We start from the raw sequence: 22514 nt of genomic DNA, 5'->3' as shown, positions 1-22514 counted from the left end.
CCCGCCGGTCTCCCCGAGTGCTTCTGACGGCGGTGGGATCGGCTCATGAACAGAACACGACAGCACAGACCGATCAAGGTGGGCCTGGTCGTCGGCAGCAGTCGCCCGGGGCGACGTGGCCCGGCGGTGGCGGGATGGGTGGCCGAGACGACGGCCCGGCATCCGGCGGCGCGAGCGGGTGAGGTGACCGTCGAACTTGTCGATCTCGCCGAGCAGCGGTTGCCGATGCTCGACGAACCGGTGCCGGCGAGGTTCGGCGACTACCGTCACGATCACACCCGCCGCTGGTCGACGGTGGTGGCGGCATACGACGCGTACGTCTTCGTCACCCCGGAGTACAACAGCTCGGTCCCGGCGGTCCTCAAGAACGCCATCGACTATCTCGACGCCGAGTGGCGCGGCAAGCCGGCCGGGGTGCTCACCTACGGCGTACGCGGGGGCGGGCGGGCAGCCGAGCACCTGCGACCGATTCTCGCCGAGGTGGGCATGGAGGTCCTACCGGCCCATGTCGAATTGGGGCTGTTCACGGACTTCGACTGGACCGGTGCGGATCGGTCGGACCCGACCGCCGACGGTCGGATCTCGCCCGGCGAAGACAGGGCGGCGACGATCACGGCGATGCTCACCGAACTCCTCGCTGCGGTCCGGACTGCGGATCGGGACGCGGTCCCGGCTGGTGGCCGGTGAGCTGGCCATGGAGACGCTTCTGATCACGTATCGCGTCCGCCCGGACCGCCTCGACGAGCATCTGACCCTGCTCGACGCGGTGCACCGCGACCTGGCCCGGCTGGATGCGCCCGGATTCCGCTATCTGACCCTGCGGCTCGACGACGGGCTCAGCTTCGTCGACGTCGTCATGGGCCCGGAACTACCCCAACCGCTTCCGTCGCTGGAATCCTTCGGCCGTTTCCGGGCCGGGCTGGAGGAGCGGTGCGAGCAGCGGAGCACCGCCGGTTTCACAGTCCTGGGGTCGTACGGCATGGGCGGGTGACTTCGTCCGCTTTGTGTCGACCGGGGGAGAGCGGGCCGACGGCTGACGTGCGGCGGGTGACGACCACCCGCCGCACGTCGGTAGGATTGTCGAGATTCGGCAGGGCCATCTGGCCGCCACTGCTTCCACCAGAGCTGACCGGCACCACCGTGTGCGCCGGTGCGGAGCGGGGCGCTCGGTGCGGTCGAGGCAGACGGCGGGTAGCAACGGAGGTAACAGATGTCCGGCCACTCAAAGTGGGCGACGACCAAGCACAAGAAGGCGGTCATCGACGCCAAGCGCGGCAAGATGTTCGCCAAGCTGATCAAGAACGTGGAGGTCGCGGCGCGTACCGGTGGCGGTGATCCGGCCGGTAACCCGACGCTCTACGACGCGATCCAGAAGGCCAAGAAGAACTCGGTCCCCAACGACAACATCGACCGGGCCGTCAAGCGCGGCTCCGGCCTGGAAGCCGGCGGCGCCGACTACCAGACGATCATGTACGAGGGGTACGGCCCGAACGGTGTCGCGCTGCTGATCGAGTGCCTGACCGACAACCGCAACCGCGCCGCCACCGAGGTACGCACCGCGCTGACCCGCAACGGCGGCTCGTTCGCCGACGCCGGCTCGGTGTCGTACATGTTCTCCCGCAAGGGCGTGGTGATCGTGCCCAAGGCCGGCACCACCGAGGACGACGTGATGATGGCCGTCCTCGACGCCGGCGCCGAGGAGGTCAACGACCTCGACGAGGCGTTCGAGGTGGTCTCCGAGCCGGGTGACCTGCTCGCCGTGCGGACCGCGTTGCAGGACGCCGGCATCGAGTACGAGTCGGCCGAATCCTCCCTGATCCCCAGCGTCAACGTGCCGCTGGACGAGGAGGGCGCGCGCAAGGTCTTCAAGCTGATCGACGTCCTGGAGGACTGCGACGACGTGCAGAACGTCTACGCCAACTTCGACGTCTCCGACGAGGTCATGGCCGCCGTCGGCTGACCCCGCGTACGAGTCGAAGGCGCTGACCCACCGGGCAGGCCGGCTGGCGCGGTCGCGGTAACCGCAATCTTGGACAGTTCCTGCGAGCGCCTGAACTGTGCGCCTGAACGGAATTTGTCCAAGATTGCGAGCCCCTGCCCTGCCCGGCCGGTGCGGTCAGGGGAAGAGGGCTGTGGGTGGGAGGTGTCTGCCCTCGGTGCTGTGGGAGTAGTCGCGGGACTCGGCGACCAGACCGTCGGCGTTGAAGCGGACAACCGTGCAGCCGGAGATGGTGACCGGCTCGTCGTACGGGTAGGTGACCGCCCAGTACTCGATGGTGGCCGTGTCGCCGTCGACCCGTGGTCCGCCGAACCAGACCTCCGCCGGGCGGGTCTCCTCGCCGAAACACTCCTCGACATAGGCGCGTAGCCCGGCGCGGCCCCGGTACGGGCGGAACATCGACGCCCAGTGGTCACCGTCCTCCGCCTGGAGTTCGACGATCCTCGCCGCATCCCGGGCGGGCCAGCCCTGCGACCAGGCGTCCGCCCACCGTCGGGCGGCATCTCGTACGTCCATGATCGTGCTCCTCGTGTCCAGGGGTGCTGGATTTCTACCGTCGGCGTGTGACACTCGCGGGCGCGTCGTCCCGCTGAGCCGTGGGGCTGCCCAGCCCAGGAAGCGCTCGAACAGCTCAGCGGGCGTCGGCGGCCGACCTCCGGCCAGCCACAGCAGATCCCCGGTGGCGTCGAAAAGCTGACCGGCCAGGTAGATCGAGAGGCCCGCCCGGTCCGGGCCGTACTCGTGGCGCAGCAGCATCCGGGCGGTCGGGCACGGCCAGGCGGCGGTACACGCCGCGCAGGACCAGTCGGGCCGCCGGGGCAGGTGCCGGTGCACCCGATGCAACCGACTCAGCGGCTGGCTGCCGCGCAAGAGATGCAGTTGGGACATACCCCATACGGTGACCCATAGGGTTGACCCGAGTCAAGGAGCTTGGGCAACTGTCTACCGTCCGCCTTATGGAGCTGGTGGGCGCGCATGAGATTCGGATCATGCTTGGCGGCATCAGCAAGCAGCGCGTCTATGTGATCACCAGCCATCGGAACTTCCCCGAGCCGGTAGCGGATCTTATGCAGGGCAAGGTGTGGCGGAAGGCGGATGTGCAGGCGTGGATCCGGGAGCATCGGCCGGAACTGGCGGGGGAGTGACCCCGACACCCGAGCCGGTGACCGGCCGCTTCGCACCGGGTGACGTGGTGGTGCGGCGGGAGATCCTGCTCGGTGAGGTGTGGTTCGGCTGCCCGACGATCTGCGTTGAGGATTCGCCTGACCTGCTCGCGCTCTACCTGCCGACCGGTGCCGAGTTCGGATTCCCCGAGTCTGGTGAGTTCCCGTGTGGCCGGCACCCGTGGCAGCTCGCCGGGCACACCGCCTGGACCGGTCACGGCAAGCTGATGCTGCAACGGCCCGGCGAGGCGCACTCGGTCGACGTGTTCTGGTCCGGCCCGGAGCGCACCTTCGCCGGCTGGTACTTCAACCTCCAGGATCCGTGCCGGCGTACGCCGATCGGGGTGGACACCCTCGACCACGAGCTTGACCTGTGGTGGGCGGCGGACGCCGACCGGTACGTCTTCAAGGATGTGGAGATGTTCGCCCAGCGGCTGGTCGAGGGCCGCTACCCGGGCATGGGCGAGGCGATCCGCGCCGAGGGCGACAGGATCGCTGCCCTGCTCGACGCCGGTGAGCGCTGGTGGGACGAGTCCTGGTCGACCTGGCGACCCGACCCCGCCTGGCCCGTCCCCCACCTCCCCGCCAACTGGGCAGCCATCCCACCCCACCGCTGACCGTCTGCACCCGCCGGCGGCAACTTCAGGGAAACTGCCGCATCGCGCGGCTCTGCGGCAGCAAGTTCGGGGATACTGCTGCATCGCGCGGTGCTCAGGCGGCAACTTCGGGGAAACTGCTGCCTGAGCGTCGCGCTGAGGCGGCGACCTCAGCTGAGGGTTTCGCGCTCGCGCCAGGCGGTGCGGATCGAGGTGCGGCCGTTGGTGCGCAGCAGCGAACCCTCGTACACCCGGGCTCCGGCGAGCAGGAAACCGGCCGCCGCGACCAGGAGCAGGGCCAGCGAGACGACAAGTTCCCAGCCGGCGGCGTCGCCGTTGAACAGCCGCAGCGGCATCGCCGTCGGTGCGGAGAACGGCAGGTAGGACAGCACCCGCATGGCGGTGACGTTGTCGTTGAGGAAGATCACCGCGAAGAACGGCAGCATCACCGCGAGCTGTACCGGCATCGACACTCCACCGATGTCCTCCAGCCGGTTGACAAGCGCGCCGGCCGCCGCCCACATCGACGCGATAAGCACGAAGCCGAGCAGGAAGAACGGCACGAACCAGCCGATCGCCGGCCCGAGCAGCGACAGCAGCCCACCGCTGTCCCCGAACGCCATGCCGGCCACCGCGACCACGGCCACCAGGCCGATCTGCCCGAGCGCCAGGATCGTACCGGCGAGCATCTTCCCAGCCAGCAGGGCGCGGACCGGCACCGCGGCGACGAGGATCTCCACGATCCGGGTCTGCTTCTCCTCGATGATGCTCTGCGCGATCTGCACCCCGAAGGTCTGGGAGGTGATGAAGAAGATGAAGGCGAAGGCGAACGGCACCAGGAAGGCCACCACCGGGTCCACCGCGTCCGGATTCAGCAGGCGGACCGGGGGCTCGGTGCTCAACGCGGAGACCACGTCGCCCGGGGCGTCGTCCATGGCGAGCACGGCCGGGCCGGCGACCACCGCGGCGTCCGCGTCGCCGTCGCGGACCGCCTGCTCGGCGGCGGCGTCGTCGGGTACGGCGAGCACCTCCAGCCCGGCCGCCCGCAACGGGCCCGCCGCCGCCTCGGTCACCGCCACGGTGGACGGTCCGCCGGACAGCAGCGGCGGCAGGATCGTCGCCGCCGCCGCGATCAGCAGGAAGACGACGGTGCTGATCAGGAAGGTACGGTCGCGCAGCTTGACCCGGATCTCCCGGGCGGCGACGAGGCGGGTGGCCTGCATGACGTTCACTTGGCGACCTCTCGGAAGATCTCGGCGAGGGAGGGGGTGACCGGGCGGAACGCGCGGACCGGGCCGCGCTCCAGCGCGGCACGCAGCACGGGCTGTTCGTCGGTGCCGGCGGCCAGGTCGAACACGGCGCGCGCGCCGTCGAGGTCCACCAGGCTCACCCCTGGGTGGTCGCGCAGCCAGCCGGCGTCGGTCTCCACCACCAGCTCAAAACGGGGCGTGGTGTACGCCGAGCGCAGCTGCTCCCGGCTGCCGGCGGCGCGGATCGAGCCGTCCGCGATGATCACCAGGTCGTCGCAGAGCCGTTCGACCACGTCGAGCTGGTGGCTGGAGAAGAGCACCGGAGCCCCGGCCGCCGCCCGCTCCCGCAGCACGCCGACAACCGTGTCGACGGCCAGCGGATCGAGGCCGGAGAACGGCTCGTCGAGGACCAGCACCTCGGGGTCGTGCACCAGAGCGGCGGCGATCTGCGCGCGCTGCTGGTTGCCCAGCGACAGCGTCTCCAGCAGGTCGTTCCCCCGCTCGGCGAGTCCGACCCGCTCCAGCAGCCCGTCGGTGGCGCGCCGAGCGGCGTCGGCGGTCAACCCGTGCAGCTGACCCAGGTAGGTGACCTGCTCACGGACGCTCATCTTCGGGTACAGGCCGCGCTCCTCGGGCATGTACCCGAAGCGTCGCCGAGCGTCCCGGCTCAGCGGTTCACCCTGCCACGTCACCTGGCCGGCGTCCGCGGCGAGCACCCCGAGGATGATCCGCATCGTGGTGGTCTTGCCGGCGCCGTTGCCGCCGACGAAGCCGGTCATCCGGCCGGCGACGACGTCGAAGGAGACGTCCTTGAGTACCTGGCGACCGCCGAAGCTGCGGTCGACGCCGTCGAGGCGGAGCACGCTGGTCATGGCGTAACGGTAGGTCTTCGGAAGCTGGCCGCCGTCCGCCCGCGGACGGAGATCATGACTCCCCCTCGCGGCGGAGGTCGCTCACCCGCCGGGCCGGACCACCCCGTGCTCGTACGCGAAGACCACCGCCTGCACCCGGTCGCGCAGACCCAGCTTGGCCAGCACCCGGCTGACGTGTGACTTCACCGTCGCCTCGCCCAGGTGCAGGCTGGCGGCGATCTCGGCATTGCTGGCGCCCCCGGCGACGAGCACCAGGACCTCGCGTTCCCGGGGTGTCAAGCTGTCCAGCGCCGCCTCCGATGCCACGTCGTCACCGGGTTGGCTGCCCGGGCGGGCGAAGGTGGCGATCACCCGCCGGGTGAGTTCCGGCGCGAGCAGGCCGTCGCCGCGGGCCACCACCCGGATCGCGTCGACAAGTGCCTCCGGTGTGCCGTTCTTGAGCAGGAAGCCACTGGCCCCGGCGCGTAGCGCGGCGAACAGGTAGTCGTCGCGGTCGAACGTGGTCAGCATCAGCACGGCCGGCCCGCCCGGCTCGTCGTCGCCGACGCTGATCCGCCGGGTGGCTTCCAACCCGTCCACGCCGGGCATCTCCACGTCCATCAGCACCACGTCCGGACGCAGCGCCCGGGTCATGCCGACTGCCCGCTCCCCGTCGGCGGCCTCGCCGACCACCTCGATGTCGTCCTCGATCTCCAGAATGACCCGGAAGCCGGTACGCACCAGATGGTGGTCGTCGGCGAGAAGCACTCGGATCGGATTCACGCCGGACTCCCCGCCGGTAGCGGGAAGCGGACCCGCACCCGCCAACCACCGCCGGTACGCGGACCCACCTCCAGTTCGCCGCCGTGGGTCGCGACCCGTTCCCGCATCCCGATCAGTCCCAGCCCGTCGGCGTTCGCCGAGCGGCTGGCCCGGCCGTCGTCGCTCACCTCGACCTCCATCTCCTGCGCCAGATAACGGATCCGGACGTCGAGCAGACTCGCCCCGGTGGCGTGCTTCAACACGTTCGTCACGGCCTCCTGCACCACCCGGTACGCGGCCAGGGAGACCGATTCCGGCAACGGCAGCGGATCGCCGTAAACGCCCAGGGTGGCGCGTAGCCCGGCCTCGCCGGCCCGGTCCACCAGGGCGGCTATCCGGTCGATTCCGGCCGGCTGCCGGGTGTTCTCGGCGTCGCCGTCGCGGGCCCGCAGCACGCCGAGCATCCGGCGCAACTCGTCAACGGCTCGCCGGGCGGTCTCCTCGATGGAGACGAGGGCGGTGCGGGCCTTCGCCGGATCCTTGTCGAAGACCCGGCGACAGGCCGCTGCCTGCACCCCCATCACCGACACGTGGTGGGCGACCACGTCGTGCAGCTCACGGGCTATCCTGACCCGCTCGCCGACCACCGCGTGCTCGCGTACCTCGGCCTGTGACCGGCGCAGCCGCTCCGCCTGCTCGGCCAGCTGGTGCTCACGGCGGGCGGCCACCCAGGCGGTCTCGCCGAAGAAGTACGCGAACCCGAAGTACAGCGCGTTGACCAGGACACCGGTGACGATCGCGGCGAGCACCGGGGGGACCGGGCCGACCGCGTCGGCAAAGTCCTCCGTGGTGAGCGTGCGGTAGTTGATCGACAGGGCGATCCCCATCCAGGTGAACATCGCAACGATCACGCCGATCCGTAGTCGGCGGGACAACCGGCGGTCCCGGCCCCAGGCACCCAGCGTGTAGATGGCGATGAACAGCGCCCAGGTGGAGAGCTGCCACTCGGGAACGGCGCGCACCTGCGAACCGATGAACGCGGCCGACACGGCCAGCGTGGCGGCGACGGGGAAGCGACGTCGCCAGATCAACGGCAGCGGCACTGCGACGGTCCAGAAGAGCTGCTCGACACCGGACGGCGGTGGGCCCAGCAAGAATGCCCCGGTGCTGCGGGCCAACGTCAGGCTGAGCAGGGCGAGGACCGTCGCCGCCAGGCCGGCGAACAGATCCAGCCGTCGCTGCTCCGGCGTCGGCCCCGGCCGTCGCCACTCGTCAGCGGTCTCGGTGCTCACCCTGGGCAGCATGCCATCCCCTCGCCGCCCGCCCGTCGTGTCGGGTGAGCCCGGGTGGCCGGTCCGCTCACCGCAGGCCATCCCCGCCGCCGTACCGCGACCTCACGGACAGTGCTGACCGGCCTCCCCCAACCATCGACCCGCGCTCCCTTTGCTCTGCTTCAACCGACGCAACACTCACGGAAAGTATCAACGGATGTGGCATGTGGGGCCGAGGGCGGACGCAGCCTGCCTGCTCAAGCGCTAGTGCGTGGGTTGAAGCAGAGCAAAGCGTGTGCAGTGGAGTAGGGGTAGGTCCCGTTGTTGTTGCGCACAGTGAAAACCACGCTTTGTGTTGTTTCCGGTGGCGCCAACCTTGAAGCGGAGCACCACGGAGCACCAGCGGGGCGGGTCAACCAGCGACGGGGCCGACCATCGGCGGCAGCGGACAGTGCAGCAGACCGCAGACCGTTCGCAGCAACTCGATCTCGGGTACGGTCATCGTCCCGTCGTGGCTGATCACCGCGACGGTGGCCGCCACCAGCCGTTCCTTGTCGGCCGGTCGCAACCCGTCCAGCACCGGCCACGCGGTCTCCAGGGCGAGCACGCCGTTCTCCGGCGGCGCGTACGGCAGGTTCGTGCCGGGCAGCAGCGTGCCGACTCCGGCCTGGAAGGCCCGTTCCGCTTCGGGGCGGTCCGGGTGCCCGACCTGCGCGAGAATGGCCAGCAGGGCGGCCGCCGCCGACCGCGCGTCGATGAGTTTGCGCCGGTCGGTACGCCAGCGGGAGTCCGGCCGCAGCGACTCCTCCAACTCGGCCAGCAGCAGCCGGGAGAGGCAGTACTCGGTCACGTTGATCGCGCCGTCCGCCTGGATCAACGTGAACACGGCCGCCAGCAGTGACTCCAGCTCGGCGTCCGGACGCTCGCGCAGCGCCGGGAAGGCCAGCTCGGCCAGCGGCAACCGCAGCTCGGCGGGGAACTCGACCAGGTCGTCCGCCGCCCGCCGGGCGGCGTCGGCCAGTTCCTGGCCGTGCCGCTGGGCCACTGCGGCGTACTGGTGCTGCTGGACCGTCGGCTCGGCGCTGAGCAGCAGACCGAGCAGCAGCGGTACGGCCGCCTGCCGATCGCGGGCCCGGTCGAGCAGCGGATCCGGGATCCGGTCGAGGATCGCCGCGGCGTGGGCGTAGGCGCTGTCGGTCGGCGCGGCCACCCGGCCCAACACCTCCTCCGGCGCGACGCGTACCCGCTCCCCGGGTTCCGCCGGCCCGGGCCGAGCCGGCGGCGTCCGCCCCGGCGCCAGTCCCATGGCGATGTCCTCCTGGCGGCCCGACGGGGGCGCCGCCGCCCACTGCCGCGACAACTGTCGCAACTGGGCCGGGTCGAACGACGGCTCCAGTGCCTTGATCCGGTCGGCCAGCGGGGGATGGGTGGCGAACCAGGACGTCCGGGCGGCCTCGCCGAAGAGCATGTGCCCCACCTCGTCGCGCTTCGGCGACTTCAGCTCGGACCCGGCGCTGAGACCCCCGATCTTCTTCAGCGCCCCGGCGATGCCCTGGGTCTGACGGGTGTACTGCACGGCCGAGGCGTCGGCGAGGTACTCCCGCTGCCGGGAGACCGACGCCTGAATGAGCCGCCCGGCGAGCACGCCGACGTAGCCGGCCACCAGCAGGGCCAGGCCGACCAGCGCCAGTGGGGCGGCGCTGCCGCCGCTGTTGTTGCCGCGTGACCGGCCGCCGCCGATGACCCCGGCGCGGGCCAACCCACGACCGATCACGGTCAGGAAGAGGATGCCGAACAGCAGGCCCATCAGCCGGATGTTGAGCCGCATGTCGCCGTTGACGACGTGACTGAACTCGTGGGCGATCACCCCCTGGAGTTCGTCCCGGTTGAGGCGCTGCAAGGCGCCCCGGGTGACGGCGACGGCAGCGTCGGACGGGGTCCACCCGGCGGCGAAGGCGTTGATCGCCGTCTCCTCCGGCAGTACGTAGACCTCGGGGACGGGTACCCCGGAGGCAAGCGCCATCTCCTCCACGACGTTGCGCAGCCGGCGCAGCTCCGGATCGGTGGTGTTCGCCGGTACGGGCACCCCACCCAGCTCGCGGGCCACCTTCCCGCCGCCGCCGCGCAACGCGAGCGTACGGACCAGGGCGGCCAGCCCGATCGCGGCGAGGGTGGCGACGGTGACCATGGCGATGAACCCGGCGAGCTGGGCGGGATCGGCGGCGGTGGCGTTGAAGGCGAACAACGCCGCGATGTTCACCACCACCACGATCCCGAACACAGCCAGCACGAACAGCAGCACCAGCCGGGTCGACAGCCGACGCACCTGGCGCTGTCGTTCGAAGAAATTCATCGGAACCCGATCAGAACGAGACCTGCGGCGCCTGGCGCTGCTGCGGGTCGTCCGGCTGGAACAGCTCCGCCGGGCCGAACGAGAACATCCCCGCCACCACGCTGGACGGGAACACCTCGCGCTTGTTGTTGTAGGCCATGACGGCGTCGTTATACGCCTGCCGGGCGAACGCCACCCGGTTCTCCGTCGAGGTCAGTTCTTCCGACAGTTGCATCATGTTCTGGTTGGCCTTGAGGTCCGGGTACGCCTCGGAGAGCGCGAACAGCCGACCCAGGGTGGCGGTGAGTGCGTTCTCCGCGCCGCTGAGCTGCTGCATCGCGGCCGGGTCGCCGGGGGCTGCGGCGGCGGTGGCCTGTGCGTTGACGGCGGCGTTGCGGGCGTTGATCACTGCCTCAAGGGTCTCCCGCTCGTGCTTGAGGTAGCCCTTCGCGGTCTCGACCAGGTTGGGGATCAGGTCGTGCCGCCGGACGAGCTGCACGTCGATCTGGGCGAAGGCGTTGCGGTACGCGTTGCGGGCCCGGACCAGCCCGTTGTAGATCGACACGCCGAAGCCGAGCACCGCCACGACGATCAACACCAGGCACACCAGTCCGATGATCAGTTCCACGGCTGCTCCCTCGGTGGGATCGGTTCTTCCGCTGATCATCGTACGTTCGTTGGTCCAGGCCCGCTCCTGCTCACCGCGCGGATCGACGCGCCTTGACCACGCTCTCGGCGATGTCCCAGAGGATGATCGCGACGATCGCCACGACGCTGATGCGGGTAACCGTGTCGAGGCCGCCGTCGCGCAGCCAGGCGAAGCGGTCGACGAACTCCGGGTTGAGCAGCCGGTCGTCGAGCAGTAGCCAGATCGCCGGCACCGCGAACGCCAGGTTCAGCACGGCGTTGCCGCCAACAAGCGACCAGGTCCAGCGGCGGGCGCGGTACTTGGCGATCTCCAGTGCGACGCTGGCGAGCAGGACGACGAGCAGCAGCGGCAGCCAGAACGTCCACAGCGCCGGATCGAGGATCGGCAGGGGCTCGCCGTCGGGACCCACCACGGACTGGAAGTGCTGCCACGGCAGGAAGGCGATGAACAGGCACAGGAACACGATCGAGGCACACACGTCGGTGAGCGTGATATCCCGTTCGGTGGGGTGCTCGGGCAGTTGGTCGACGCTCCATTCGGGCAGGTTCAGCGGGGTGCCGAGGCGTTCCATCACCGCGAAGACCAGGGTCACCCAGAAGGCGATCTGCACGGCGACGGTGAACGCCGCGACGATGCCCTCGCCGATCGCGCCCGCCGCGTTGTCGGCGACGGTGGCCTCGAGTAAGCCCATCAGCACCCCGACGATGGCGGGAATGGTGCTGAGCAGCACGATCAGCAGCCGTTGCCAGGCCAGGTAGTACTCGGGGCCGATGAGTTGAAGCCGCCGGTCGGTGTATCGGGCGGCCAGTTGCGCGGGGTTGCCCAGCTCGGTGAGGACGTCACGTTCCGCGGTGGCGGCGTCGATCCCGTCGGCGATCCGGCCGTCGACCATGTCGCCGATGGAGGCGCGCAGTTCGTTGGCGATCTCCTCGCGCCGCCCGGTCGGCACCGAGCGCAGGGTGGCGTCCAGGTAGCGGTCGGTCAGGGAGGTCATCGGGGGGCTCCTTCGATCAGGGTGGTGAGGGAGGTCTGTACGGCGGCGAGGTCGGCGAGCAGGCGCCGCAGCACCTGCTCGCCGGAGTCGCTGGTGCGGTAGAACTTGCGGGGCCGGCTCTCCTCGGTGTTCCACTCGCTGGTCAGGAGCCCCTGCTCCTCCAGCCGCCGCAGTAGGGGATAGAGAGTGTTCGCGTCGACCGGGAAGCCGTGCCCGGTGAGTCGTTGCAGCAACGCGTAGCCGTAGTCGGGTCGACGGAGCGCGACCAGACTGGCCACCACCACGGTGCCTCGACGTAGCTCCTGTAGATGGGTCCGTAGGACGTCATCGCTGACCATGCGTCACACCATACTGTGTGACACACACTGTTGTCCATCACCCAACGATGTCGCCCAGCCAACATCGTGTCGCCGAACGTTCATGAGGGCTGTAGGCCCGCCAGGAGGCGAGCCTGTCGGCCTCAGCAGGTGCCGCCCTGCCGGAAGTCACGTTCCACGAAGGACGCCGTACCGACCTGGAAGGCGCCCACGCCGGGCCGGATCGGATGCCCGGTGAACAGCTCCACCCGCGTGCCCACCCGCACCAGGTAGGCCGTTGCGGTGCCCGCGTCGTTGCTGATCAGACTGCCGCGCGGGCCGTAGATCGTCTCCAGGTCGGCGAAGGACATGCCGACACCCGCGCCGGCGGGGGAGTAGGGCGGGGCGGTGGCGGTGTTTACCTCGACCAGCCGGCCGTGCCGGAAGGCCAGCAGGATGACCCCCGCCCAGGTGCCGGTGGCGCCGGCTCGGACCACACCGTCGCAGGTGGCGACCGGCGATTCGATCATCCCGGCGGCGGCGAGCCGGTCGAGGCTGGCTCCGATCCGGTACGGCCCGGCACCCCCCACGCTCAACACGTCGGTGGTGGTCAGCGGCTGCGCGGCCACCGCCACCGAGGGGGCCGTACGCGACAGTGGCGCGGCGTTGGCCGGAGCTGCCCCGGCGAGGGTAAGGACGGTCGCGACTGCGACATACACGAGACGGTGCACAGAAATCGCCTCCTCGGCATCGAGTTCCTACTTTCTTCGTCTCCCCACCCACCCCCGCAGTTCGCCCAACCCGCCGCCCAACCGCCCACCGCGTCGATCTTGCAGTTGTGGTCGCTGTAATGAGGCTTATGCCCCTTATGGTGCGACCACAACTGCAAGATCGTGGGGGTGGGTGGGGGTGGGAGGGGTGGGTTGCCTGTGGGGGTGGGGGCGGGGAGGGTGGGTAGGGCGGGGAGGGGTGGGGGGATGGTGGGGGTGGAGCGGATCGGGGCGTACCGGGTGGAGCGGCTGCTCGGCGTGGGCTCGTTCGCGACCGTCTGGCTCGCGTACGACCCGATGCTCGACCTCCGGGTAGCGATCAAGGTGCTGGCGGACAACTGGCAGCACGACGTACGCGTCCGGGAGCGTTTCCTGGAGGAGGCCCGGCTGCTGAGCCGGATGGAGGACGACCGGCTGCTCCGGGTACGCCTGGTGGGAGAGCTGGCCGATGGCCGGCCCTACACGGTGCTGGACTGGGCCGACGGGGGCAGTCTTCGGGAGCGGCTCGCCGCGGGGCCCCTGCCCGTAACGGCCGCCCTGAACCTGCTCGCCGAGATCGCTGCCGGGGTGGCGGTGCTGCACCGGCACCGGGTGGTGCACCGCGACCTGTCGCCCGGCAACATCCTGTTCCGCTCGACCGCCGACGGTGAACGGGTGCTCATCGCCGACCTGGGTCTGGCCAAGGCGCTCGCCGTCGCGTCCGGGCTCACCATGCGCGCCGGCACCCCCGGTTACATGGCCCCCGAACAGGACGATGCCCTGGCCATCGTGGACGAGCGTGCCGACGTGTACGCCCTTGGTCAGCTCGGCCTGCGACTGCTCGCGCCCCCGGCCGCCGGGGTGGGGCCGGGAAAAACGGTCTCCGGTGGGGAACCGATCGCCGCTGCGGCCGCCGACGTCGGACCGGTCGTGATGGCGGTGCTGCGCCGGGCCACCGCCGCCCGGCCGGCAGACAGATACCAGGACGCCGAGGCGTTCCGCACGGCCCTGCTGAGTGCGGCGCGTCGGACCCGAGATCCGATCGACCCGGGCACCGGGCCGGCGTTCGACCTCCACCCCGCCGACGTCCTGCCGGTGCCGGCGGGTGCGTCCCGCTCGCCGTGGTTGCGTGCGGTCGCGCTGACGGTGGTCCTGGTGGCGGCAGCCGGCGCGGTGGCGGCGGACTCGGCGACGCCGAGCGGCACGGCGACGAGTGGTCCGCTGACCGTGGCGCTGCCGGCCGGCTGGCGGGCGGCCGGCACCGGGTGGGCGGGGCGGTACGACGCGTCAGGTCGACTCGAACCGGCGTTGGTGATCTCGCCGGAGCCGCGTCGATGGGCCATCGATCCGAGTGTGCCGGGTGCCTTCCTGGGACTGTCGGTGGTCGCCCGGGACACCGAGCCGGGCGCGTTCGTCGCCGAGCGGCCGCACGCCGACTGCGCGCCCACGCCCCCACGGCAGGTGCGACGGGGTGGCCTGGACTGGGTGGTGGCCCGTTTCGACTGCCCGCACGGGCGGCCGGTGCTGATGGAGGCCGCGGCCCGGGGCAGCGTCGGGCTGCTCTACGCGCAGGTGGTGCCCCCGCCCGGTGCCGGCGACGAGTTCGTGGACGCGCTGCTCGACGGGGTACGGATACGACGACAGGTCATCGCACGACCACCGTGATCACGTGGGTGCCCGCCTCGCGGGGTACGAACACGTCCACGGTGCCGCTCCGGACGAACCGGAGATCGACCACGCCGGCCTCGTACTGGCTGTCCACCAGGTCCTCGCGGTCGACGGTGACCTCACCCGGGCCGATGCCCCGCAGCCGCAGCACCCCGCCGGTGGCGAAGCAGAGCGACGAGGGAAGTGGCCCGGGGTCGGACAGGGGCAGTTCGTACCGGACCGCGCCGAGGCATGCCTCGGACAGGGTGGCGGTGGGCGACGGGTTGCGGGTGCTCCGCTGCGGGGTGGGTGCCCGAGGCGCCGGAGTCGGTCGCGCGGACGGCACGGTCACGACCGCCGGTGGCGGAACGACAGGTGTCTCGCTCGGCCGGGTCGACGGCGGGGAGGTCGGTACCGGCGGCGGCGCGGTGGTGGGGACGGGTGGGCGTACCGGCAGCGGCGCGACCGGCTCGTCGGCGCAACCGGCGGCACCCGCGACGAGCACGACGGCCAGGGCCAGCGCCGTCGGACGGCGCCCGGTGGCCGGGTCAGCCGGCACCGCTGAGCCGCTGCCGGACCTGCCGGCGGGCCTCGTGGAGGCGGGACTTGACCGTGCCCTCGGGTAGGTCGAGCAACTCGGCGATCTCGCGATAGTCGAGGTCGAGCACGTCCCGCAGGGTCAGCGCCTCGGCCAGTTCGGGGCGGACCGCGTCGAGGGCCTCCAGCAGATCCAGTCGGGTGCCGGCCACCACGCTGGTGCGGCGCGGGTCGGGCCGGTCCGGCAGCGGCGTACCGGCGGCCTCCATCAGCCAACGTCGGCGCAGCGCCCGGTAGGTGGAGCGGGCCCGGTTGGCGGTGAGCCGGTACAGCCAGGTGTGAAACGACGAGCGACCCTCGAACCGGCCGATGCCCCGGGCCACCGCGAGCAGCGCGTCCTGGCAGGCCTCCTCCGCGTCCTCCCGGTTGGGCAGCAACCGACCGCAGAGCCGCAGCACCTCCGGGCGAATCGCCGCCAGCAGGGTGTCCAGAGCTGCGGTGTCGCCGCGCGCCGCGGCGCCGGCCAGGTCGTCGACTCCGTCCGCGAGGGTCATCGCGCCGTCCCCGTACTCGCCCGGTGTTGCGGTGGGCGTTCAGGTTACGCCGGAGGGGCCGCAGGGCCCGGCCCCGAGTCCAGCAGCCGACACGCCTCGGGGGTGTCTGCGACGGCCGAGGCGTCCCGCCGAGGCGCGCTGCACGGGTCGTCGAGCACCTGGCGCGGCGCGGTGGAGCCTTCGACGACGGCGGGGTTAGGGTTAGCGCCGACCGACTCGATCAGCCGACCCGGGGGGCCTCCGCATGGGCGATTCGTTCGCGCATCTGCACGTGCACACGGAGTACTCGATGCTCGACGGGGCGGCCCGGCTCAAGGACCTGTTCGCCGAGGTCAAGCGGCAGGGGATGCCGGCTGTGGCGATGACCGACCACGGCAACATGCACGGCGCGAACGACTTCTACAAGCAGGCGATGGCCGCCGGGGTGACCCCGATCCTGGGCATCGAGGCGTACGTGGCGCCGGAGTCACGGTTCCACAAACAGCGGGTGCGGTGGGGCCGGCCGGAGCAGAAGAGCGACGATGTCTCCGGTAGCGGTGGGTACACCCACAAGACGATCTGGGCGCGCAACAAGACAGGTCTGCACAACCTGTTCGCGCTGACCTCGCGCTCTTACACCGAGGGCTACTTCGTCAAGTGGCCCCGGATGGACACCGAACTGCTGGCCGAGTACGCCGACGGACTGATGGCCACCACCGGCTGCCCGTCCGGCGAGGTGCAGACCCGGCTGCGGCTCGGCCACGACGCGCAGGCGCTCGAAGCCGCCGCGAAGTACCAGGAGATCTTCGGCAAGGAGAACTACTTCCTGGAGTTGATGGACCACGGCCTGGACATCGAGAAGCGGGTCCGCGACGGGCTGTTGGAGATCGGTCGAAAGCTCAACATCCCGCCGGTGGTCACCAACGACTCGCACTACACGCACGAGGCGCAGTCCGAGGCGCACGACGTGCTGCTCTGCGTACAGACCGGCAGCAACGTGGCCGACCCGAACCGGTTCAAGTTCGGCGGCAGCGGCTACTACATCAAGTCGGCCGACGAGATGCGCGGCGTGGACCACTCCGACCCCTGGCTGGAGGGTTGCCGCAACACGCTGCTGGTGGCGGAGCGGGTCGACCCGACCGGGATGTTCGAGTTCCACAACCTGATGCCGCGCTTCCCGGTGCCCGAGGGGGAGACCGAGGAGTCCTGGTTCCGCAAGGAGACCTTCGCCGGCCTGGCCCGCCGGTACCCGGAGGGCATCCCCGAGGGGCACGTCGTGCAGGCCGAGTACGAGTTGGGCGTCATCATCCAGATGGGTTTCCCGTCGTACTTCCTCGTGGTGGCCGACTTCATCCAGTGGGCCAAGGCGCAGGGCATCGCCGTCGGTCCGGGCCGTGGTTCCGCAGCCGGTTCCCTTGTCGCGTACGCCCTGGGCATCACCGACCTGGATCCGATCCCGCACGGGCTGATCTTCGAGCGGTTCCTCAACCCCGAGCGGGTCTCCATGCCGGATGTCGACATCGACTTCGACGAGCGTCGGCGCGGAGAGGTGATCAAGTACGTCACCGACAAGTGGGGCGAGGACAAGGTCGCCCAGATCGCCACCTTCGGCACCATCAAGGCGAAGGCCGCGATCAAGGACTCGGCCCGGGTGCTCGGCTACCCGTACGCGGTCGGCGACCGGATCACCAAGGCGATGCCACCGGCGGTGATGGGCAAGGACATTCCGCTCACCGGCATCTTCGACCCGAAGCATCCGCGGTACGCCGAGGCCGGCGAGATCCGTGGCCTGTACGAGTCCGACCCCGACGTCCGCAAGGTGATCGACACCGCCAAGGGCATCGAGGGACTGATCCGGCAGACCGGGGTGCACGCCGCCGGTGTGATCATGTCCGCCGAGCCGATCATCGAGCACATCCCGCTGATGCGTCGGGACGCCGACGGGGCGATCATCACCCAGTTCGACTACCCGACGTGTGAGTCGCTCGGGTTGTTGAAGATGGACTTCCTCGGCCTGCGCAACCTGACCATCATCGACGACGCGCTGAAGAACATCGAGCTGAACCACGGACTCAACGTGGACCTGCTCAAGCTGCCGTTGGACGACAAGCCGACGTACGAGCTGCTGGCCCGGGGGGACACCCTCGGTGTGTTCCAGCTCGACGGCGGGCCGATGCGGTCGCTGCTGCGGCTGATGAAGCCGGACAACTTCGAGGACATCTCCGCCGTCCTGGCGCTCTACCGACCCGGCCCGATGGGCGCCAACTCGCACACCAACTACGCGCTGCGCAAGAACGGGCTCCAGGAGATCACCCCGATCCACCCGGAGCTGGCCGAGCCGCTGGAGGAGATCCTCGGCCCGACCTACGGTCTGATCGTCTACCAGGAGCAGGTGCAGCGCGCCGCCCAGGTGCTCGCCGGGTACAGCCTCGGCAAGGCCGACCTGCTGCGCCGGGCGATGGGCAAGAAGAAGAAGGAGGTCCTCGACAAGGAGTTCATCCCGTTCCGCGACGGGATGAAGAGCAACGGCTACTCCGACGAGGCCATCAAGACCCTGTGGGACATCCTCGTCCCGTTCGCCGACTACGCCTTCAACAAGGCGCACACCGCCGGCTACGGGCTGGTGTCGTACTGGACCGGCTACCTGAAGGCCAACTACCCGGCCGAGTACATGGCGGCGTTGCTGACCTCCGTCGGTGACGACAAGGACAAGATGGCCATGTACCTGTCGGAGTGCCGGCGGATGGGCATCCAGGTACTGCCGCCGGACGTGAACACCTCGGCCGGCCCGTTCACCCCGGTCGGCCGGGAGATCCGCTTCGGCCTCGGCGCGATCCGTAACGTCGGCGCGAACGTGGTCGCCGCGATCATGCGCTGCCGCGAGGAGAAGGGCGAGTACGCCGACTTCTACGACTTCCTGTCCAAGGTGGACGCGGTGGTCTGCAACAAGAAGACCATCGAATCCCTGATCAAGGCGGGGGCGTTCGACTCGCTGAAGCACCCCCGCAAGGGCCTGCTCGCCGTGCACGCCGACGCCATCGACGCGTACGCCGACGTCAAGCGCAAGGAGGCCGTCGGGCAGTACGACCTGTTCGGCGCGGGCTTCGGTGACGCCGAGGTGGCGACGAACACCACGGTCATGCCGGTCATCGCCGAGGGAGAATGGGACAAGCGCGACAAGCTCGCCTTCGAGCGCGAGATGCTCGGCCTGTACGTCTCCGACCACCCCCTGTTCGGCCTGGAGCACATTCTCGGCGCGGCGGCCGACACCACCATCGCGGCGCTCTCGGAGGAGGGCACCGTGCCCGACGGCGCGGTGGTCACCCTCGCCGGCATCCTCTCCGGCGTGCAGCGACGGGTCACCAAGCAGGGGCGGGCGTGGGCCTCGGCCACCCTGGAGGATCTCGCCGGTGGCGTGGAGACGCTCTTCTTCCCGAACACCTACGAGGTGATCGGGCAGTACATCGCCGAGGACGCGATCGTGGTGGTCAAGGGTCGGGTCGACCGGCGCGACGACACCCCGCGCATCATGGCGATGGACATGTCCCTGCCGGACATCAGCACAAGTACGGCGAACAAGCCGGTCACCCTCACCATCCCGGTGACCCGCTGCACCCCGCCGCTTGTGGAACGCCTCAAGGAGACCCTGGTGCTGCACCCCGGCGACGCCGAGGTGCACGTCAAACTCCTCAACGGCACCCGCACCACCACCCTGCGCCTGAGCCCGGTCCGGGTGGCCGCCACCACCGCCCTCATGGCCGACCTGAAAAGCGTCCTGGGCCCCGCCAACGTCACCTGACCCGTACCCCCGGTCACCTCCGCAAGGGGGCGGGGGACGGGAGTGGGCCACTGGGGTGGGATTGGCGCTTCGGGGCGGGGCGGCGGGGCGGTTAGCGTCGGGGTGTGGATCTGGAGCAGGCGCAGAAGCTGTGGCAACCGCAGCCGGGCTGGCTGAACACCGCCAGCTACGGGTTGCCGCCCGACCCGGCCTGGGACGCCTTGCAGGACGCGCTGGCCGCCTGGCGGGTGGGGCAGGGATCGTGGGAGGACTGGGGCGCGTCCACCGACAGGTGTCGGACGGCCTTCGCCCAACTGGTCGCGGTACCGGTCGCCGACGTCGCGGTCGGTGCCACCGTCTCCCAGTTGCTGGCGCCGGTCGCCGCCGCGCTCCCCGCGGGCGCCCGGGTGCTGGTGCCCGAGGTCGAGTTCACCTCCAACCTGTTTCCCTGGCTCGTCCAGGCCGAACGGGGCGTCGAGGTGCGCACCGTCCCGCTGGACGAGCTGGCCGTCGCCATCGACGGTGACACCGATCTGGTGGCGTTCAGCCTGGTGCAGTCCGCCGACGGCACGATCGCCGCGTACGACGAGATCGTCGCGGCGGCCCGGGCCCACGGCGCGCTCGTCGCGGTGGACGCCACCCAGGCGTGCGGTTGGCTGCCGTTCGACGCGGCCCGCGCGGACGTCGTGGTGACCGGCGGATACAAGTGGCTGATGGCGCCCCGGGGCACCGCGTTCGCTTACCTGGCGCCCGAGCTGCGGGATCGGCTGCGACCGGACGCCGCCGGTTGGTACGCGGGTCGCGATCCGCACGCCTCCTACTACGGGCCGCCGCTGCGGCTGGCCGACGACGCCCGCCGGTTCGACCTCTCGCCGGCCTGGTTCAGCTGGGTGGGTGCCGCTCCGGCGCTGGAACTGCTGCTGGAGATCGGCGTCGAGCAGGTGCGGGCGTACGACGTGGCGCTGGCCAACCGGTTCCTCACCGGTCTGGGGCAGCCGACCGGGCACAGCGCGATCGTCACCGTCGAGGTGCCCGGCGCGCAGGAGAAGTTGGCGCGCGCCGGGATACGCGCGGCGGTGCGGGCCGGTCGGGTCCGGGCCTCGTTCCACCTCTACTCCACCACCGAGGACGTCGACCTGGCCCTCGACGCGCTCACCTCCTGACCGCGCCGTCCAACGCCGCACCGGCTGGCTCGCCGGTGTGCGGCCGGCGCTCGCCGCCCGCCCTCATCACCTGACCGGTGAGGGCGGGCGGCGCTGTCCCTCGGCCCAGGTCCGCCGGCCTCCCGCCACCCCCGGGGGCCCTAGGCCCCGGTCTCGGGTCCGGCCCCGGAAGGGTGCGGGCCGGTCCGCGACGGCGCCGCCGGCTCACTTGCCGGTGATGATGCCCGGGTTGATGCACAGGCCCGGCGAGCTGCCGTGCTTGTCCGCGATCTCCAGGCAGCGGGTCACCTTGTCCACCGTCGCGTTGGTTTCGGTGACCTGCTTCTGGATCTCGGCGTTGAGACGGTCCTGTTCGAGGTTGCGGGTCTGCGCGAGCTTGTCCTGGAACGCCTTGATGTTGCCCTCGGTCTTGTCGTCGTGGTTGACCCGGGTGATGGTGACCGACAGGATCTCGACGTCGTCGGCCAGCCTTCCCTCGGCGTTGGACTTGATGCTCGCCGAGAAGGGCTTGAGGTCGACGTTCAGGTTGCCGGTCTTCGAGTCGATACGCTCCAACGGGTTGTAGGTGGCGAAGGCGTCGTTCACCGCGCTGTCGAGTTGGACGCCGACCCGCTGCCCCCGGAAGCTCTCGAAGTCGCCCTTGTAGTCCATGAACTGCTGTGGGGCGTTCTCGGGCTGGACCTGCCACTCGACAAGCACCTCCACGCACGCGTCCGCGAGGGTGCCGGTACGCACCCGCACGCACTTGTCGCTGCCGATGTGGTCGTACTTCTGCCGCCCGGCGTCCCACTCGCCGACCCGCTGCCACGGGGTGACCCACTTCAGGCCGGAACCGGTGACCTCACCTGTCGGCTTGCCGAAGCTGGTGACGATGCCGACCGAGCGGATCGGTACCGAGTGGGCGCTCGACGCGACGGTGAGGATCGCCGTACCGGCCAGGGCGCCGACCGCCGTCAGGACGCCGATCTGCCGCACCTGGCGTTGCGAGCTGAACAGGGCGACGGTGACCGCGATGATCGCGATGACGGCGGCGACGATCGCCAGGATGAAGCCGAAGGGCATGACGGGACCTTTCCGGAAACGGCCTTGCTGAGTTGATCATCAACGTAGCTGTCCGGGTCAAGGCCGTGGCGAGCGCATCCGTGGCGGGCCGTGCTGACGAATCCCCCGGTGGAGACCTGTCCACTGGGAGGAAGTCTGGTGTCTGGGGTACCGATACCCGCCGAGGTCGTGCAGGTCGCGGGCAAGCGCCTGACGGCCGCCGCCGAGGAACTCGACGGCAACCGGGTCGCCGCGCTTGTGGTCGAGCTGGCCGAGGAGTGGGGGGTGGTGCGGCTGTGGGACGACGTCTGCGTGCCGGTGCTCGCCGCGCTGAGCGGGCGGACCGCCGTCGGGATCGCCGTCGAGCACGCCCTGTCCGAAGGCGTCCGGGTCGGCCTGGACGTGTTCCGCCGCGGTCCGGGCGTCGGCCCTGCCGCCGACGGTGTGCTGCTGGCCGGGGCGGAACAGGAGGAACACGGTCTCGGACTGCACGCGCTCGCCGCCGCGTTGCGCGAACGCGGCCGGGGCTGCCTGCTGGTCGGGCCGGCGCTGCCGTGGGCGGCGTTGGCCAGCGCCGTCGGCCGGGCCCGGCCACACACCGTCGCGGTCTGGTCCCAGTCGCCGGTGACCGGCCGGTCGTACCGCATCGGCCGCTTCGCCCGGGAGTTCCCGGCGGTCCGGGTGTACGGTGCCGGGCCGGGCTGGGTCGAGCCGCTCGCCCCACCCGTGACGCGTCTCGATTCCCTCTCCGCCGCCATCGAGGTGTTGTAGGCAAGGGGTACGCATTCGGTAGTCGCCGCCCCCATGGTGACGCGGGTCATACCGATACGGACCCGTACCGTATCGTAAATGCCCTACGCTCAGGAGTCGACGCGGACGGGACCGAGCGAAACCGGGGGCGGG

22 protein-coding genes are annotated in these 22514 nt (G+C 70.5%); 9 read left to right on the top strand and 13 right to left on the bottom strand.

Annotation, left to right across the window (positions count from 1 at the left end):
- Positions 1–45 precede the first annotated feature (45 nt).
- The 3 genes from O7624_RS05660 (at position 46) to O7624_RS05650 (ending at position 1960) form a co-directional block, all read left to right on the top strand.
- Positions 46–687: an NAD(P)H-dependent oxidoreductase gene (locus O7624_RS05660; protein WP_282239196.1), complete on the top strand. Its 642-nt coding sequence runs from the start codon at positions 46–48 to the stop codon at positions 685–687.
- 7 nt (positions 688–694) lie between these two features.
- Entirely contained in the window at positions 695–991 is a 297-nt protein-coding gene (locus O7624_RS05655) for a hypothetical protein (RefSeq protein ID WP_139233142.1), read from the top strand.
- A 219-nt stretch (positions 992–1210) separates the two neighbouring features.
- Positions 1211–1960, top strand: coding sequence for a YebC/PmpR family DNA-binding transcriptional regulator (locus O7624_RS05650; protein ID WP_093404509.1), 750 nt, complete (start codon positions 1211–1213; stop codon positions 1958–1960).
- Between the two features lie 156 nt (positions 1961–2116).
- Here O7624_RS05650 and O7624_RS05645 read toward each other — a convergent pair whose 3' ends face one another.
- The gene (locus O7624_RS05645) at positions 2117–2887 is read right to left on the bottom strand and encodes a nuclear transport factor 2 family protein (RefSeq protein ID WP_282239195.1); all 771 of its coding nucleotides are present in this window, start codon (positions 2885–2887) and stop codon (positions 2117–2119) included.
- Positions 2888–2955: 68 nt separating this feature from the next.
- Between O7624_RS05645 and O7624_RS05640 the strand changes: the two genes are divergently transcribed.
- Both O7624_RS05640 and O7624_RS05635 read left to right on the top strand, forming a co-directional pair.
- Entirely contained in the window at positions 2956–3144 is a 189-nt protein-coding gene (locus tag O7624_RS05640) for a hypothetical protein (protein ID WP_093404826.1), read from the top strand.
- Positions 3141–3779, top strand: a complete 639-nt coding sequence (locus tag O7624_RS05635) for a DUF402 domain-containing protein (RefSeq protein ID WP_282239194.1) — start codon at positions 3141–3143, stop codon at positions 3777–3779. Before O7624_RS05640 ends, O7624_RS05635 begins: the two co-directional genes overlap by 4 nt.
- Before the next feature lie 149 nt (positions 3780–3928).
- Here O7624_RS05635 and O7624_RS05630 read toward each other — a convergent pair whose 3' ends face one another.
- The 9 genes from O7624_RS05630 to O7624_RS05590 form a co-directional block, all read right to left on the bottom strand.
- Complete coding sequence (locus O7624_RS05630) at positions 3929–4990, bottom strand: ABC transporter permease (protein WP_282239193.1); 1062 nt, start codon at positions 4988–4990, stop codon at positions 3929–3931.
- Positions 4987–5880 carry an ATP-binding cassette domain-containing protein gene (locus tag O7624_RS05625; protein ID WP_282239192.1) on the bottom strand — a complete coding sequence of 298 codons (894 nt, stop codon included), beginning with the start codon at positions 5878–5880 and terminating at the stop codon, positions 4987–4989. Before O7624_RS05625 ends, O7624_RS05630 begins: the two co-directional genes overlap by 4 nt.
- An 81-nt stretch (positions 5881–5961) precedes the next feature.
- Entirely contained in the window at positions 5962–6642 is a 681-nt protein-coding gene (locus tag O7624_RS05620) for a response regulator transcription factor (protein WP_282239191.1), read from the bottom strand.
- Entirely contained in the window at positions 6639–7913 is a 1275-nt protein-coding gene (locus O7624_RS05615; RefSeq protein ID WP_282239190.1) for a sensor histidine kinase, read from the bottom strand. Before O7624_RS05615 ends, O7624_RS05620 begins: the two co-directional genes overlap by 4 nt.
- 391 nt (positions 7914–8304) lie before the next feature.
- Positions 8305–10245 carry a M48 family metallopeptidase gene (locus O7624_RS05610; RefSeq protein ID WP_282239189.1) on the bottom strand — a complete coding sequence of 647 codons (1941 nt, stop codon included), beginning with the start codon at positions 10243–10245 and terminating at the stop codon, positions 8305–8307.
- A 10-nt stretch (positions 10246–10255) separates the two neighbouring features.
- Positions 10256–10852 carry a LemA family protein gene (locus O7624_RS05605; protein ID WP_198413173.1) on the bottom strand — a complete coding sequence of 199 codons (597 nt, stop codon included), beginning with the start codon at positions 10850–10852 and terminating at the stop codon, positions 10256–10258.
- A 70-nt stretch (positions 10853–10922) separates the two neighbouring features.
- A complete protein-coding gene (locus O7624_RS05600; RefSeq protein WP_282239188.1) occupies positions 10923–11867 on the bottom strand; it encodes a permease prefix domain 1-containing protein in 945 nt (314 codons plus the stop codon).
- Positions 11864–12205 (bottom strand): PadR family transcriptional regulator, encoded by a 342-nt coding sequence (locus O7624_RS05595; protein WP_093404491.1) that lies wholly within the window; start codon positions 12203–12205, stop codon positions 11864–11866. Before O7624_RS05595 ends, O7624_RS05600 begins: the two co-directional genes overlap by 4 nt.
- A gap of 122 nt (positions 12206–12327) precedes the next feature.
- The gene (locus O7624_RS05590; RefSeq protein ID WP_282239187.1) at positions 12328–12894 is read right to left on the bottom strand and encodes a hypothetical protein; all 567 of its coding nucleotides are present in this window, start codon (positions 12892–12894) and stop codon (positions 12328–12330) included.
- A 246-nt stretch (positions 12895–13140) separates the two neighbouring features.
- Between O7624_RS05590 and O7624_RS05585 the strand changes: the two genes are divergently transcribed.
- On the top strand, positions 13141–14577 hold the full coding sequence (locus tag O7624_RS05585; RefSeq protein ID WP_282239186.1) for a serine/threonine-protein kinase: 1437 nt from the start codon (positions 13141–13143) through the stop codon (positions 14575–14577).
- Here the strand turns inward: O7624_RS05585 and O7624_RS05580 are convergent.
- Both O7624_RS05580 and O7624_RS05575 read right to left on the bottom strand, forming a co-directional pair.
- Complete coding sequence (locus O7624_RS05580) at positions 14558–15118, bottom strand: hypothetical protein (RefSeq protein ID WP_282239185.1); 561 nt, start codon at positions 15116–15118, stop codon at positions 14558–14560. The genes O7624_RS05585 and O7624_RS05580 overlap by 20 nt on opposite strands.
- Positions 15108–15650, bottom strand: a complete 543-nt coding sequence (locus O7624_RS05575; RefSeq protein WP_282239184.1) for an RNA polymerase sigma factor — start codon at positions 15648–15650, stop codon at positions 15108–15110. The genes O7624_RS05580 and O7624_RS05575 overlap by 11 nt, the downstream gene beginning before the upstream one ends.
- A 244-nt stretch (positions 15651–15894) precedes the next feature.
- Between O7624_RS05575 and dnaE the strand changes: the two genes are divergently transcribed.
- On the top strand, positions 15895–19428 hold the full coding sequence (gene dnaE, locus O7624_RS05570) for a DNA polymerase III subunit alpha (protein ID WP_282239183.1): 3534 nt from the start codon (positions 15895–15897) through the stop codon (positions 19426–19428).
- 104 nt (positions 19429–19532) lie between these two features.
- Positions 19533–20570 (top strand): aminotransferase class V-fold PLP-dependent enzyme, encoded by a 1038-nt coding sequence (locus O7624_RS05565; RefSeq protein ID WP_282239182.1) that lies wholly within the window; start codon positions 19533–19535, stop codon positions 20568–20570.
- 204 nt (positions 20571–20774) lie between these two features.
- Here O7624_RS05565 and O7624_RS05560 read toward each other — a convergent pair whose 3' ends face one another.
- Positions 20775–21632 (bottom strand): SPFH domain-containing protein, encoded by an 858-nt coding sequence (locus O7624_RS05560; RefSeq protein WP_282239181.1) that lies wholly within the window; start codon positions 21630–21632, stop codon positions 20775–20777.
- Between the two features lie 138 nt (positions 21633–21770).
- On the opposite strand from O7624_RS05560, the gene O7624_RS05555 reads away from it, so the two are divergent.
- Positions 21771–22382, top strand: coding sequence for a transcriptional regulator (locus O7624_RS05555; protein WP_282239180.1), 612 nt, complete (start codon positions 21771–21773; stop codon positions 22380–22382).
- The last annotated feature ends 132 nt before the right edge of the window (positions 22383–22514 follow it).

The sequence above is a fragment of the Verrucosispora sp. WMMD1129 genome, assembly GCF_029581255.1.
Lineage (GTDB): Bacteria > Actinomycetota > Actinomycetes > Mycobacteriales > Micromonosporaceae > Micromonospora > Micromonospora sediminimaris.
This window is presented reverse-complemented; position numbering and strand designations above follow the sequence as displayed.